11 protein-coding genes are annotated in these 15,004 nt (G+C 50.9%); 1 reads left to right on the top strand and 10 read right to left on the bottom strand.

Annotated elements, in window-relative coordinates:
• Window positions 1-4,002 (bottom strand): RHS repeat domain-containing protein (locus tag CS562_RS31580; RefSeq protein ID WP_099859304.1); only part of this gene is annotated, 4,002 nt, incomplete at its 3' end.
• Between CS562_RS31580 and CS562_RS31575 the strand changes: the two genes are divergently transcribed.
• Window positions 3,994-4,671: a hypothetical protein gene (locus CS562_RS31575; RefSeq protein WP_125477350.1), complete on the top strand. Its 678-nt coding sequence runs from the start codon at window positions 3,994-3,996 to the stop codon at window positions 4,669-4,671. The two genes, CS562_RS31580 and CS562_RS31575, sit on opposite strands and share 9 nt — an antisense overlap.
• A 183-nt stretch (window positions 4,672-4,854) precedes the next feature.
• Here the strand turns inward: CS562_RS31575 and CS562_RS31570 are convergent, their stop codons facing one another.
• From CS562_RS31570 to CS562_RS31530, 9 genes are all read right to left on the bottom strand, one after another.
• Window positions 4,855-6,447, bottom strand: coding sequence for an FAD-dependent oxidoreductase (locus CS562_RS31570; RefSeq protein WP_099859302.1), 1,593 nt, complete (start codon window positions 6,445-6,447; stop codon window positions 4,855-4,857).
• Window positions 6,437-7,390, bottom strand: coding sequence for an ROK family protein (locus CS562_RS31565; protein WP_099859301.1), 954 nt, complete (start codon window positions 7,388-7,390; stop codon window positions 6,437-6,439). The genes CS562_RS31570 and CS562_RS31565 overlap by 11 nt, the downstream gene beginning before the upstream one ends.
• Window positions 7,391-7,418: 28 nt before the next feature.
• Entirely contained in the window at window positions 7,419-8,246 is an 828-nt protein-coding gene (locus CS562_RS31560) for a MurR/RpiR family transcriptional regulator (RefSeq protein WP_076288021.1), read from the bottom strand.
• A gap of 6 nt (window positions 8,247-8,252) precedes the next feature.
• The gene (locus CS562_RS31555) at window positions 8,253-8,942 is read right to left on the bottom strand and encodes an N-acetylmannosamine-6-phosphate 2-epimerase (protein WP_257219669.1); all 690 of its coding nucleotides are present in this window, start codon (window positions 8,940-8,942) and stop codon (window positions 8,253-8,255) included.
• Between the two features lie 17 nt (window positions 8,943-8,959).
• Window positions 8,960-10,513: a DUF4127 family protein gene (locus CS562_RS31550; protein WP_099859300.1), complete on the bottom strand. Its 1,554-nt coding sequence runs from the start codon at window positions 10,511-10,513 to the stop codon at window positions 8,960-8,962.
• Between the two features lie 27 nt (window positions 10,514-10,540).
• Entirely contained in the window at window positions 10,541-11,359 is an 819-nt protein-coding gene (locus tag CS562_RS31545; RefSeq protein ID WP_076288293.1) for a carbohydrate ABC transporter permease, read from the bottom strand.
• Window positions 11,360-11,385: 26 nt separating this feature from the next.
• Window positions 11,386-12,267: a carbohydrate ABC transporter permease gene (locus CS562_RS31540; protein WP_099859299.1), complete on the bottom strand. Its 882-nt coding sequence runs from the start codon at window positions 12,265-12,267 to the stop codon at window positions 11,386-11,388.
• A gap of 67 nt (window positions 12,268-12,334) precedes the next feature.
• On the bottom strand, window positions 12,335-13,648 hold the full coding sequence (locus CS562_RS31535; protein WP_257219668.1) for an ABC transporter substrate-binding protein: 1,314 nt from the start codon (window positions 13,646-13,648) through the stop codon (window positions 12,335-12,337).
• 252 nt (window positions 13,649-13,900) lie between these two features.
• Entirely contained in the window at window positions 13,901-14,890 is a 990-nt protein-coding gene (locus tag CS562_RS31530; RefSeq protein WP_099859298.1) for a serine/threonine protein kinase, read from the bottom strand.
• Window positions 14,891-15,004 lie beyond the last annotated feature (114 nt).

Here is a 15,004-nt window from a genome sequence, read left to right as displayed (position 1 = left end):
GACGACATGCCAGCCGTCATGCACGAAGTGACGTACAGTTCCATTCGTATCCAGCCTGCTTCGCAAGCCTTCCGGGTCGTAGCCGTGCTGTAACACACCGCCATCGGCTTGCTCCACGTGAATCGTCCGGTTGAATGCATCATAGGCATAGTTTATCGCCTGCTCCCCTTGATGCTCCTGAATCAAATTGCCTTGGGCATCATAAGTATAGCGTATGTTTTTCCCGTTCGCCCTCTCATCGGTCGTTACACCTTGCTCCCCATGCTCTTCCCGCAACGCTTCTTCAATCAGGCTGAGCAGGCGGTTCCTTGTATCGTAAGTGTAACTTGTCCGTTGTCCGTTCCAGACACGGGAGACTCGGTTGCCTGCGGCGTCATAGGCGAATTGCTCCGTACCGTATCCAGCATACCGGGCTTCCACCAGTCGATCCAGTGCATCGTAACGATACTCTGCGCGATCTTCCGTTCCATAACAGCCAACCGTATTCCCGCTTTGGTCATACGCATATCGGTTGTCGAGCAATACTGTTCCATCCGCTGCGCGGGTGTGGAGCCGCGATACCTGTCCATCCGGCGTGTATTCATATGCGGTCTGCACACCGTTGCCGTATAGCATGGACGCGATTCGGTTGCCCGCTGCATAAGTGTACTGAGCCAGATCTTTCTCACCTTGCCGGATGGCAACAACCCGCCCCACCGGATCATATGCGTATTCGACGCGCGTTCCGCCAGCATCCGTGCGAGCCACCGTTTGGCCTTCTGCATCATATTCGTAGCGCAGCACTGGACGCAGAGCCGTGTCCTTCGCCTGTTTCGTCAGGCCATCCATTCGGCTCAGATATTTGGCCGTTAGCAAACCGTCTTCGTTATAGTCGTAGTCATAACGCACCTCGTTATTCGCGGACGAGATCAGCTGGCCGTCTTCGCGGTAGGTGTATGTTTCTTCCTCACCGCTGGACAACTCCCGTCTGCGAACGAGTTGGTCATTGAAATTGTAGACCATGTCCAGTACTCGCTGGTTCCGGTCCTGCTGCCGGGCCAGGCGGCCTTCCCGGTCATACTGATACGTAATTGGCAAGCCGTCTGGACCTGTAATCGCGGACACTTCACCAAGGGAATTATACGCATACTGAGTCGCATGTCCCTTCGCATCCGTAGAACGAGTCAGATTACCCGCCACGTCATAGTCATAGTGCTCCGTTGTGCCGTCCGGCCGTGTCAGTGCCGTAATGTTGCCCCATCCGTCCAGTGTACGGCGCGTCATCCGCCCTTCTCCATCCCGAATCCCTACGACATGCCCTGCGGCATCGTACTCGTATTCCTGTCGCAAGACTGAGATACGATTTGGGCCATTGCCCCACACTTGACGCACTTGGCCAGCCAACGTATAGGCATACCTCGTTTCGACGCCGTATTCCGTCACGGCTTCCTGCTCCCCGTACCGGTTAAAAGCATGCTGCTGAATGATCTCGCCCAACGGATTGCGGATTTCGGTCAGACGGTTCAGCACGTCATACGTGTATTCCATTCCTGCCCCATCGTCACGGGCTGCATCGTACAGGCCAGGGGACACTTTTTTCGCCACTTTCCCTTCGGGATTGTAGAAAAGACGGTTGACTCTGCCGCCCTTGCCCACAAAACGGATTGGCCGATTCCGAACATCGTATGCATACTGTATCCTATGCCCCAGCGTATCCGTTTCTTCTGTCACGTTGCCGCTACGGTCGTACTTCAGGTACATGGAACTGGCTTTCGCACCCGCATGCTCCCGGCGGCTGATCTGTACGATCCGATCAGTGCTATCATAGCTAATCTCCGTTTCGTACCCTTCGGGCGAACGGATGTAGGTCATGTTCCCGTTACGATCATACCCATATTTGGTCTCTGCGGTGACCGTTCCCTGGCGCTCATCACGCAGGTCTTCCCCGTCAAGCACGTCTAGCTGGCGCAATAGCCTGCCCGCTTTGTCATATTCGTAGCGGATGTGCCGCTCCTTGCCTTCACTCAGCTTGTAACGTTCGGAAGTCCGCTGATTCAGACAATCGTATGTATATCGAATGTCTGCTCCCGTGTCGTCCGTGATGCGAGTCACGCGGTGATTACGATCATAAGCGTACGTAATACCGTGATACGTCGCCGGATATCCCTCCCGTGTCACGAATTCCGACGTTCGCTCTTCCTTCACCAGGTTGCCGGCAAGGTCATATTCGTAACGGGACAAGCGGTACAATACGTGCCCGTTAACCTTCGACTCACTTTCAGAGGAAATCCCTTCCTGAACAGGTTCCCGCTTTTCGATTAACCATCCTGCCGTATTGTATCCATACAACGTGCCGAACCGTTCGGCATCTTGGTCACCACTGTCCACCGCTTTGCCGTCCATTTCTTTGACGACCCGCCCGGCTGCATCATATGCGTAACGCCGTTCGATATGCCCTTCTGCATTGGTCACCTGAACCAGACGATCCATGGCATCATAGTCGTATTCTGTTCCCGGTCCATCATCCGTCTTCAGATCGTATTGCTCTGGACCGATGGACTTCACGAGATTACCGGCGGCATCATATTTAAATCGATGAATCCCTCCATCGGGTAGTATGGTCTGAATGCGGTTGCCGCGATGATCATATACATGCTCCGTGCCTTGACCATCATCCAGTACCGGATCATATTGGTTCGGCTCCACATCTTTCAGTACATGGTCATACATGTCATAGTGGTACCTTCGGGTTTGATGAAGCGGATCGGTGATCCGGATCAGATGATCCAATGCATCATAGCGATACTCCGTTCCTTTACCGTTATCGATTCGTTCCACGTAATCATTCGGCTGCACCTGCTTGATCATGTTGCCCATCTTGTCGTAGAACATCAGCGTGGTATTGCCTTCGGCATCCACAATCCGGGTTCTTTTATTGAGATGGTTATACTCAAATTCAACTGATCCATACGCCGTCGTTATACGGATAACCCGAGCCACATCGTCGAATGCGTAACGGTATTCTTGGCCTTCAGCATCTCTGACATACGATGGTGAATTCGAATGAACAACTTCATAGGCATATGTGGTTACATGACCAAGCGCATCCTGACGGGTGAGAGTCCTACCCTGTACATCATAGGTATAGGCAGTGACCGCCCGACGCTCGGCATCGATCGCTTGTATCTCTTCCAGCACACGTCCGAACGTGTCATAGGCATATGTCTTTTCCACGATGTTATTGACCGATACGGAGATGCGGTTGAGTTGTTCATCATAGACTTGGCTATGCTGTGTACCATCCGCTGCAATCTCCGTAAGCAATTGCCCATGGATGTCATATTCCCAGCGAGTAGTCCGGCCACCTGTATCCGTATGTGCACACTTGAATTGATACGTATCATACTCGAAGGATTCCCGTGTCCCATCCTGATAGACGATATCGGTTACAAGGTAATCTGTATTATAGCGATACGTCTCCACGACATTCGTCGCATGGAAAGTAAATGTCGTTTCAGAATCAGCATCATTATAATGGATATCGGTCATTTGATCGTAAGCATCCCTTTGCCGGATTACTCTGCCAGCTGCATCATAGATGTTAGTCACATAGGTATTTCCGTTCTGGTCCGTTATGCTCTCAAGATAGCCTTGCTCCGAATACGTATATTGAATGTTCCCCTGGTTGGGATAGGTTACCTGCATGAGGAGGTCGCCGTCATATTCATAAATCACGGATCTGCCAATATTGTCGGTCATCCGTATTAACAAACCATCCCGGCACTCCATCAAGACAGTCTTTCCGCCGGGTGCAATCAGACGGCTAATACCGTTATCGTTATACTCCAGTCGCGTCCGGTTCCCTGACCGGTCCGCAACGCTGCTCAAACGCCCTTTCTCGTCATACTCGTACGTTATCCTGTCAGGGCCGATGAGTACATACCCCGATGCATCCTCATATTCGATCAGGCGATAGTCCTGCTTACCTCCAATCGCATTGACCCAATTGCCCTCATGAAACATAAACCTCTCGCCCTCGCAGAAGGTGGGAGTGAGCGCAAACTCGGAGACGCTGTCATTGAAGGTAATATACTGCGTTGGTCTTCGCTCCACACCGGTAGTTCATCCATTACGGTGACCGCCACGGATTCTGAAGGCGCGAGTGTAACCGCAGACATCCAGTTGAAAATTCATTCTTTACGTGAAAAGATACTTCTATATACGGGACTCGGTCTCCTCGCAGCCGGGGGTATCTTCGCCCTGTATTGGTTTGTGCTGAAACCAAAACCTGTATTCCGCGGAAGGCTGGAAGGATATTTCTTGGCCACTGCAAACGGAGAAGATATTCCCGTGACGAATTGGCCACTGACTTCATTGGAGCGACGAAAAGTAAGTCTCAGTGAACTATTTGATCGTATGGACATTGGGGTTAAGGTACCGGAGTCAGGACGAATCTGGCTGGAGGCTGGTAAAAAGGAAACGTTATTGGTACGGCATGATACGAACTGCACAGTCGATCGGGGACGAACACCAGTGAAACCCAGACATACAGAAGCTTTGGAGTATAATGAAAAGTTGTATATTACGTTTGAAGATGGAGTCACGGAGATTGAAATTCGATACAAAGCCATCAAACCAAGTACTAATATCTATGTAGGACAAAAGAAAGACCCACAGCAGACCATGGGATAATCATTGCAGTGTTGATGAGAACGATCATCTGCAATGACACTATTGTAAAAACAGATGCACAAAGAGAGTTAATCGACTTATAGAAAATGATTCCTGTTCAGAACAGGAATCATTTTTTTTATCCCTTGGGTATCTCGAGTGCTTATGTGTTCTGAAGATAGCAACGTTCTCATAAAAATCTGTCTAACACTCCCCTGCCAGCTCCACTTCTGTCCAATGAAGCTGAACACCCTGCCGAATCAGCTGTGCCTGATAGGCATGAAGATGCTTCGCCGAAGCCCTCACCTCTGAGGGCTCTACTTGCTGTGCAATCGCATAAGCAGCAAGGGTGCCCGCAGCCTCGCCAATATTCCATTCGGTGGGATGCAGACGGTAACAACCGTTCGCAATCTGGGTCATGGAGATATTTTTGCAAGCTGGGAGCAAGTTCTTGACTCGCACCGGGATGAGTGCACCCAGCGGAATCTCATAGGGATGGTTCGGTATATAAAAAGTCCGCTGACTCACGGTTGTTGGATGGAGATCCAGATGATAACTGCCGACCCCCACACTGTCCTCGTAACGTTTGGCTCCCTCTGCTCCGCGCAATGCCTTGCTCACATCCTGCTCGCTAATGGTATATACGCCTCGGATTCGCCGTGATTCCCGAATATACGGCGCTTTTGCGAGACCGTCTTCCGTACCGAGCACATCTCCACGCAGCCTTACGCCCGGATAACCCTTTCCGCCGTCCAGGCGGGGAGCTGCTGTCTGAAGCCAGTATACCAAGGAAAGGGTTAGCTGCCTCGCCGCTTCCAGATGCCGCTCACGTTCCTCCGGCGATACGCCAATGATCGGCCCGGCGTAATAATCGTTCAGTGCCCAGTTGAGCAGCGTGACTTCACCATCATTCAGTGACTCTGACCATATAGCTGGGTCAACGATCCGCCGATAATCCCACAGGGGGGTTATGCCCTGATCATTCGGGAACATCGTGAACTCTTTCAGCTTGGAGGTATCATTAGCATCCGAAGCGTACCAGCTCAGGATCGGATACTGTGAGAACGAGGGAACATACTGACGCCAGTAATCATAATCCCTCGGACGAGGGATCGTGAAGTCTCCTCCCGGCACATAATCCACTGCCGCCACATGGGTAATCGACTGCATGTCTAGCGGGTTCGCTTCATCCAGGGCATGTGGCTCAACCGTATCCCGCCGAGATTCCGCTCCACTTACATACTCTACTCCCGCAAGGGGAAGCAGATCACCGCATTCTGTAGCATCCAGATAATAGGCACCCTGGAGCTTAATTAATCCCCCATTTCGTTCTTCACGCACAGTCACGCCAGTCACCCGGTCACCTGCTGTATCTACATGTACTGGCACGGTATGATAGAGCACCTCGATCCGACCGGTGTTCACGTAAGGCGCAAGCATCTCATGCAAAACAGCAAGCGCGACCTTCGGCTCATGCGCCAAGCGGCTCACCCAGCCATTACCGGGGTTAAGAACAGGATCGCTCTTGGCGACATCCGTAAGCGGGTAGTTCCGTCTGTAGTAATCTCTGACCCGGCTGCGGAACTCACGGTACGAAGCTGTACTGCCAGATTGTTCAATCCAGCGGTGCTCATCTGGCGGTACTGCCTGTGAGGTCAATTGACCGCCAAGCCAGTCCGTCTCTTCCGTCAAAAGTACCCGTTGCCCTGCCTTGGCTGCAGCCAGCGCAGCTGCAGTCCCGCCAAGACCACCGCCAATAATGACGATATCACTGTGTTTCTCCTGCTCAATCCCCATGCTTTGTCTCCTCCCTGTCACTGCCTTCAGACCAGCCAACGCCGTCCTTACGCAGATGTTCCAAGGCCAGCTGCGCCGCCCCGAAACAGCCTGCCCAGTTACCGAATTCAGCCACTGCAACCCGGTCTGCCAATCCGACACTGGACAACTTAGCGGTAAGCATCGGCCACCATATAGCCTGATCATGGGTCACACCGCCACCAAGAATAATCAATTCCGGATCTATCGAGGCAGATATATTCGCAATAACCGAGGCCAAATCAGATATGTAACGCTCTAGAATGTACAACGCTATTGCTTCTCCCTGTCTTGCAGCGGTCATAATCTCTCGGCCGTGAGTATACGTGTTGCCCTTCTGTTCCCGCGCCAGCCGCATCAGTGCACTACCGGAAATGTATTGCTCCACGCAGCCACGTTTGCCACAATTGCAAGGCCGACCGTCAGGCACCAGCACACTGTGCCCCCAGTCCCCACCGCGCCAGTCTACTCCCCGTAACATCCTGCCAACTGCCATATTGGCCCCACCGACCCCAGTTCCGAGTGTCAGCATAACCAGGTTCTGCTTACCGCGGCCGGTGCCAAGCCACGCCTCGCCGAGCAGTGCAGCATTGGCGTCGTTATCAGCAGTTGAAGGCAGGCCAAATTCCGCTGTTGCCCACTGTGTCAGTGGCATTCCCTGCCAGCCAGGTAAATTATTCGTTGCGTGGATCACTTCACCCGTCTCCACATTCACCCTTCCTGCCGAGGCAATCCCCAGTGCCTTCACTTCTTCACATCTAGACAACAGTTCACTTACTAACCCGCACAGCTGGCCAAGTATAGCCTTCCGGCCCAACCGGGCCTCGGTTGCACATGTAGCTTCCACCAGAACGACTCCTGCTTCATTGACTACAAGCCCTTTAATGCCTGTGCCACCTACATCTACGCCAATGACCTGCGGCATTCGCTTTCCCCCTATTCACACAAGCCCTTCAATAAATACGGTCGATAACCGCCCTGGCCGTTAATTCCTTCATCTTTTTAGTCTCTTCGCCATGCTCGCGCTCCAGTCCCTGGCAGAGCAAGTCGATAATAAACAGCTGAGAGATTTTAGCTCCTACAGAACCGCCTTCAAGGGGAGACTCCTTCCCCGCGGTCAAGAGCAAGATATCCGCAATAGAAGCAATGGGGGATTTGGCATAGTTCGTCATGGCAATCACCTTAGCCCCGTTTTGTTTAGCCTTCATCAGCATATCGTTGGTATCCAGCGTACTGCCGGACACACTGATGCCAAAAGCCACGTCACCTTCTCCCATCGTTACCGCCATCATGGACTGAATATGACTGTCGGAATTCGCTTCCGCACGTCGGCCGATACGCAGAAAACGGTTCTTGGCATCCATAGCGGTAATGCCTGACGAGCCCACGCCGAAGAATTGCACATGTCGTGCACTGTCCAGACACTTTACTGCCTGCTCCAACTGGCTACGATCCAGCATACCCAAGCTGGATTGCAGCACACCCACCATCGAGGCATATAAATGGTCGGCGTAATCGTCCTCTCCCTGCTCGCCGTCTGGCTGGTTCTGCCGTTTCGGCAGCCCCTGGGCCAGCATCAGCTTGAAATCCTGATAGCCTTTAAACCCGATTTTACGGCAGAATCTCATCACCGTGGTCTCTCCGGTACCAGCAAAATCAGCCAGCTCAGTCACAGAAAAATAGATTATATTATCCGGATTGTCCCGTACGCACCTGGCCACCTTCTGCTCCGACTTGGTCATGGAAGGATAATACGTATTAATTCGGTCATTCATCTCCATTACTCTTCATCCTCGCTTTTTTCTGGTCACTGCTGCGAACTGTCGGGTAATTAGCTGTGGCCGAGTTATTGCGGAGCCCACCACAACCGCGTATGCCCCCAGATCAAGCGCTTCTTCTACCTGAAAAGGTTTACTAATCCGCCCTTCGGCAATGACCGGAATCTTCAACCGCTGTGCGGACATTCCCAGCAGCTCCAAATTAGGCCCTTCCTGCTGCCGGGAATACGGTGTATAACCCGATAGTGTAGTCGAAACACAGCTGACTCCAAGTAACTCAGCATATAAAGCTTCCTCCAGAATGGAGATGTCTGCCATGGAAACTACCCCATTTGCGTTCAGATAGGCGGTGATTTGCTCCAATGTATGATTTTTCGGCCTGCTCTGGCGGGTCGCATCAAATGCAATGATATCCGCTCCGGCCTCTAGCAGCTCGTCAATTTCTCTGAGAGTTGGGGTGATATATACAGCAGAATCCGGGTAATTGCGCTTCACGATGCCAATAACCGGCAATGAGACGGTCTGCTTGATCGCACGTACATCTGCTGCCCCATTCGCCCGAATACCCGCGGCCCCTCCTTCCTCCGCAGCAGCTGCCATACGAGCCATCATCGCCGCGCCATGCAGCGGTTCGTCAGCCAGCGCCTGGCAGGAAACAATTAGCCCCAAATGCAGTTTCTCCAGCACTACCTTTGTCAGGGTTTCCACCCTCTCTCTTATATTCTGCTTTCCTTACCTGGGTTGGATGGTACGAATCGTACAGACAGGCCCACTTCGAACATCCGGTTCCATGGCATATAACAATCGGTAATCTGGATACTCCCTGCTGTAGTATCGATCCGCACAGTAAGCTCTTGTCGCAACCTTTCCTCTACTCGGGCAGCAACAAGGCCACGAGACCCATCGAGCAAGTACTTGCCATATCCCATCTCCTGCACCGGGCCATTGCTAAGTTCTCCCCGAACGACTGAACAATAGCAGACATCCTCAGCATAGCGGAGAGCGAGGAAATCAAGATGCGATTGTGTACGACCATAGAGCAGATAGATCATGGCCTGCGAAATGACGGTTCCTAGCGAGTTGGAGCTGGTATTCCAGGCGGCATATCCAGCCAGATCAAATAACATGTCTTTTTGCCGCAGCATCTTGACCAGCTTCTGATCCCCACCATTGGCATATCCCACATCCGCTACAGCCACCGGCTTGTTCTTGCTCCTGAGCAGAAAGTGTCCATATTCCACCAGTTCCATCAGGTTTCGGTATACATCATAGCTGTAAAAAGAATGCTGCTGCGACACCGCTTCCGCCATCGTCTCTCCAGGTGTGCTAATCAACAGCACCAGATCTGCTTCAGTCTCACTGGATGCAATTAACCCACCTGCAGCCAAAATCTGATATTTCAGCGTCTCATAGAAAAATCGATCCTCGAATAGCGGAGTAACAAACGCCCCCTGAACAGATGATAATCGTGGGTACACCAACGGCATCCGGCCGCGAGCCTTGTTCATCATTCTGGAGAGCAGTACGCAACCAACTTCGTCCGCACCAGGATACATGTAGACTTTAAGTTCCAGATCCAGGGCGGTAATCCGGGCTCGCACTTTCTCCTGATCCTTGGCTGTATGTCCATAAGGCGCCGAATCATCCTGCGGCACAATCATGAAGTCGATAATTCCTTCCTGGACCAGAGCCAGCACTTGCTTGTTAGCTTCAATATTTATGGCCCTGCGTCCCAGGTAATCTTCCAGCACTTCCATTGGTAGACGGTTATCGATATCGGCCAGCTCGCAGATCTCCTCATCCGTCGCAATCCCCAGCTCCATCCGATGGCTGATGAAACCTTTGCGAAAAATCTCTCTTCCCCAGTCGGCATAATAATCCGGCTCCTCATCGGACAGGGAATATTGCGGGCAGCGCATAATCAGTTGAAACGCATACAGGGTTAGCTGCGGGTACCGCTGCTTGATCCCCCGAAGGCGCTCCAGACGGGCCGTCAGTTCATCCGGCTTCAAATGATGCAGCCGGGAAGGAATAATCCCGCCGTAGAGCAACGTATCCAAGGCAACGATTGCTCCATCTGCCCCTGCACAGCTCTCCTCAAACCATGTCCATAACTGTTCCACATCGCCCGGACGCTTTTTCAGGCCCATGATTTCAAGTGGCGGACGCTCAACTTTGAATTCCGTTCCCTGTGCCAACAAATAAGGAAACTCATAATTGCAAGGCCGTTCATCTAACGAAACAAAGGTTAACTTATACTGCTTCGGCATGAATGCGTTCACCCTTTCTGTGTTTTTTTATCCTTTAATTGCTCCGGCGATGCCTTCCATATAGTATTTTTGGGTGAAAAGGAACACGATGATAATCGGCAGCACCGAGATCATGGTGCCGGCGGCAATCCAGCCGAAGTTATACGAGAACTGACCGTTCAGATACGTCAGGGCCGCAGCCAATGGATATTTCTGCGGATCATCCAGCACGACAATCGGCCACAGGAAATTGTTCCAGAATGCCATGACTTCAAGCAAGCCAATGACGGCAATACCTGGTTTAACCAATGGCATGACAAGCTGCACGAAGATACGGAACTCGGAAGCTCCATCCATTTTGCCAGAATCCCGAATATCCGTCGGTATGCCCAGAAACGTTTGCCGCATCAGAAAGATGTTAAAAACCGACACCGCGGCCGGAAGCACAACACCAAGAAACGTATTGCCCAAGTGAAAGGCCTGAATCGTTAAATAATGCACAATCATCGCCGTTGCCGAAGGAATAATCATGGTCGAGATCAGCAGCGTGAACACCAGATTACGTCCCCTGAACCGAAAGGTCGCGAGTGGATACGCCGTTAGGCAGGACAAGAAGATGTTAAACACTACCCCAAGGAGCGTAATCACCACCGTATTTATGATGTAGCGTGGAAAATCCATGAACTCCCACACCTGCACGTAGTTATCGAAAGCGATGAAGGTTGGTAGAATTGCTGGTGGATTCGCAAACACATTACGACCAGGCATCAGCGATACGCTGAGCAGCCACAGAAAAGGACCCATCATAAACAGGGCGAGCAAAATCAACAGTACATAAATGATCAAATGACGAAGGGCTTTTTTCATTTTTTTAGACGAAAGCGTACGCCGAATCAATAGGTATTCACCCCGCCTCTCCGGTTCAGCCGGAACACCAACACACTGAGCGCTGCTACCATCACACTGACGATCAGCCCAAGCGCCGAGGCATACCCGAAATTGAATTGCTCCAGCCCTTTTTGAAAAATATAAACGCTTGAGGTCAGCGTGGACGTTCCCGGCCCGCCCTTGGTGAGAATATAGACCTCATCGAATACACGAACGGCACCCATCACCGAAATTACGGTGCAAAAGAGAATATGCGGCCGCAGCAACGGAAGCGTCACATGAATAATCAGTCTCAGTGGTCCTGCTCCATCCACTCTGGCGGCTTCGTATAGATCTGCCGGAATTCCCTGAAGCCCAGCCAGATAGAGCATCATATAATAGCCGAGACCCTTCCACATGGTGATGAACATCAGCACATACAGCGCCGTACTGCTCGTGGAAAGCCAGGAGACCTGCTCACTAAGAATGCCAACCTTCAGCAGCAGGTAATTGACCACGCCGTTATTGCCCAACAGCCAGCTCCAGATCAGTGCCACCGCGACCATGGAAGTTACAACCGGTATGTAGTAGGCAGCCCTGAACATTTTGACACCTGGAATTCGGCTGTTAACCAGAATGGCCATGAGGATAGAGATGATTTGAATCACCGGCACAACCAGCACATACACCAGCGAATTCCACAGCGAAATCAGGAAATTGTGATCTTGAAAGGCCCGGGTAAAGTTATCCAAACCAACGAAATGTGTCTCCGTAATGACAGAATAATCGGTTAATGAGAGGGGTATCCCGTAAATAATCGGCCAAAAGGTGAAAACCGCCAGAAACAACAATCCCGGTGCCATAAACGCCCATGCAGCAAAAGATTCGGATCGAATCGCCTTGTACACGGCTACGCCTCCTCTCTTCTAGGATCGAGGGGGAGTACTCCCCCTCATTAGACTGTATCGCATAAGTTCAGGAATCCTGGTTAAGAATTTGGTTAACTTCCTGCTCCACTGCGTTCAGCGTTTCTTTAATATCTGCTCCGTTCATCAAAATTTCCTGCAAGCCCCGTGCCAATGCGGAGTTGATATCTCCTGCATTCGGTACGCCGACCATGTAATCAGTGGCTTTATCGAGACTTTGAGAGGAGGCTACCTTGGCTTCGGCTTCCAGCGATCCGTCGGATTGCGTAAAGAACGGATCTTCAATGGAGGCTTTGCTCGACGGCAGCGTGTTGGCTACCTTGGAGAAGGCAGTCTGATTCTCTGCATTGGTAATAAAGGCGGCAAATTCCACCGCTTGCTCGGGGTTTTTGGATTTCTGTGGCACAACGAGATCCATGGAATTGGAGAGCCGTAGGTTCGCTTTGCCCGTTGGGAGCGTTACAGCAATCGTATTTTTGTAAACATCCGGTGCAGACTTCTTGATGAAGTTGATAAAGGTTGGACCCGACAACTGGAAAGCGACCTGCTGCCCGGAAAAATACTGGATCTGCTTGCTGAATTCCGCATCCTCCTTCAGCACCACGCCTTCGGCCATCAGATCACGCATTTGAGCGATCATCGCCTCTGCCTCCGGCGTATTGAAAGCGGCGGCCGTTTTGTCCTCATTTAGAATCGGAATGCCGTCGATTGGAAATAACTTGGAAATAAGCTGCTGCGCATAACCGGCCACTCCGGTCTTTTCATGGACCTGACGGGCCCACTCCACAAGTTCCTCTCGGGTCTGCGGCGGATTTGCCGGATCAAGGCCTGCCTCCTTCACAAGCTTGGTATTCATGAACAGCACTTCGGTACCTGTGTACCAAGGAAGCGCGTAAGCTTTGCCATCCAAAACAGTAGAATTATAAATACCTTCAAAGTAACTCTTCGCTTCCTCATCTGTCAGGTATTCATTCAAATTCAGCAGCGCTCCCTTACTTCCCAATTGACTGGCGAATTCGGTATTGAGGTTCACCACATCAGGGCTTTTGCCACTGGCCGTACTGGTCAATAAACGCTGTGAAATGGCATCATATGGATAGTCCTTCCACTCGACTTTCACGCCAGGATGACTGCTCTCATACTTGGCAATCAATTCATTGAAGTAATCGTTGAACGTTGGCTGTAAAGCAATCGTCCAAAACTCCAGCGTCACCGGCTTTCCAGCTTCCGTACCCGTCTCCCCAGAGCTTCCCGGACTCGGCGTACCAGCCGTATTGTCATTTCCTCCGCAGGCGGCAAGCAGCATAGACATCATAACGACTAGCAGCAAAGATACGGTGAAGCCCTTTCTGTTGGTGGTCACACAACATTCCCCCTCAGTTTGGTATAAGACGGGAGCCGGCGCTTACGTCAGATTTCCTGGCTAATTACTCCATCTTTCCAATGGAGTATATGCAGACCCTGGAGTTAGAATGAAGTATTCTTCCAGAAATAAATTAAAAAAAGAAATAATTTTTCTTTTAGGTTAAAAAAACACAAAAAAAAGCCAGTTCGATCCGTAAAAGGACCAAACTGACTTATTTGTTACAACTATATGTATAAGACAAGGCTACAATTAAGCCGTCTCATGCTGTTTCTTCGGCTCTGCTTCATAGACTTGCGTATGTTCATTTTCAGCTAAAGCCCATTCTACCGTGCCAGGTTTGCGTATTTTCCACATCCAGGCCTGTACTTGAAGTGATCTCTTAACCCATGCGAGGGACGCACAACGTTGCTCGGAACGAACTGATAATCCCCAGTGAATAACGCGTGCGAGCCACCGGTTCACATACTCATTATGAGAACGCACAGATGGCAATTCATCGCGGAACAGTCGCTGTTTAACATCCATAGGGGGCTGCCCGCATGTCCAATAATGAAGCAACGCTGCCAGGCTATATATGTCTGACATCGGTCCCTGACTGGACTTCTCCGAGTAGAACTCAAGCGGCGAATACCCGGCCGATGTAAAGATCGCCTGTTTTTCCCCGGATTGTACAGGCCAACGAGCTGCTGAACCGAAGTCCAGTAGTTTGGGCGTACCGTCTTCCATCACCATAATATTGGATGGCTTCACATCACGATGAAGAATTCCCTGTTTATGAATATAGTCCAGTGTATCTACCAGCGGAAGCAATGTCTCCGTAATAAATACCGCGTCCAGCGCATGATTTCGCTCAATCAGATATTCGGTTAAGGTTACCCCTGTACAATATTCCATTACAAGATACCCTGTGTCATTTTCTTCGAAATGATCCACATACGACACAATATGAGGATGATTCAACGTCGATAACAGCTCTCCTTCTACCAAAAATGCAGCAAGAAGTTCCTGATACTGACCACTGAAACCTCGTGAAGAACAGAACACTCCCCGTTTGTCAGCCTGACGTGCTGCAAGCCTCTGGGGGAAAAACTCCTTGATTGCTACTTTTGCACCTGTATTCCGATCTCTTCCTGCATATACAATAGCCAGCTCACTGCTAGCCATGAGATGTCTTACCTGATATGTATCATTTAAAATTACATTGCGTTGCAATGCCATTTTGCAATTGTCCTTTTTCATAACAGACCCTCTTTTCAACCTTGTCGATCGGAAGACTTGCCGCATGTTGCATCATTTGGTCCAACCAGACAGGCGTTTCATCGCCAACCATGTATATAAACCAAATGATGCAAT

Origin of the sequence: Paenibacillus sp. LK1 (genome assembly GCF_002750415.1) — a bacterium.
Taxonomy (GTDB): domain Bacteria; phylum Bacillota; class Bacilli; order Paenibacillales; family Paenibacillaceae; genus Paenibacillus; species Paenibacillus taichungensis.
Note: the sequence above shows the minus strand (reverse complement) of the source record. Positions and strands in the feature narration are given on the sequence as shown.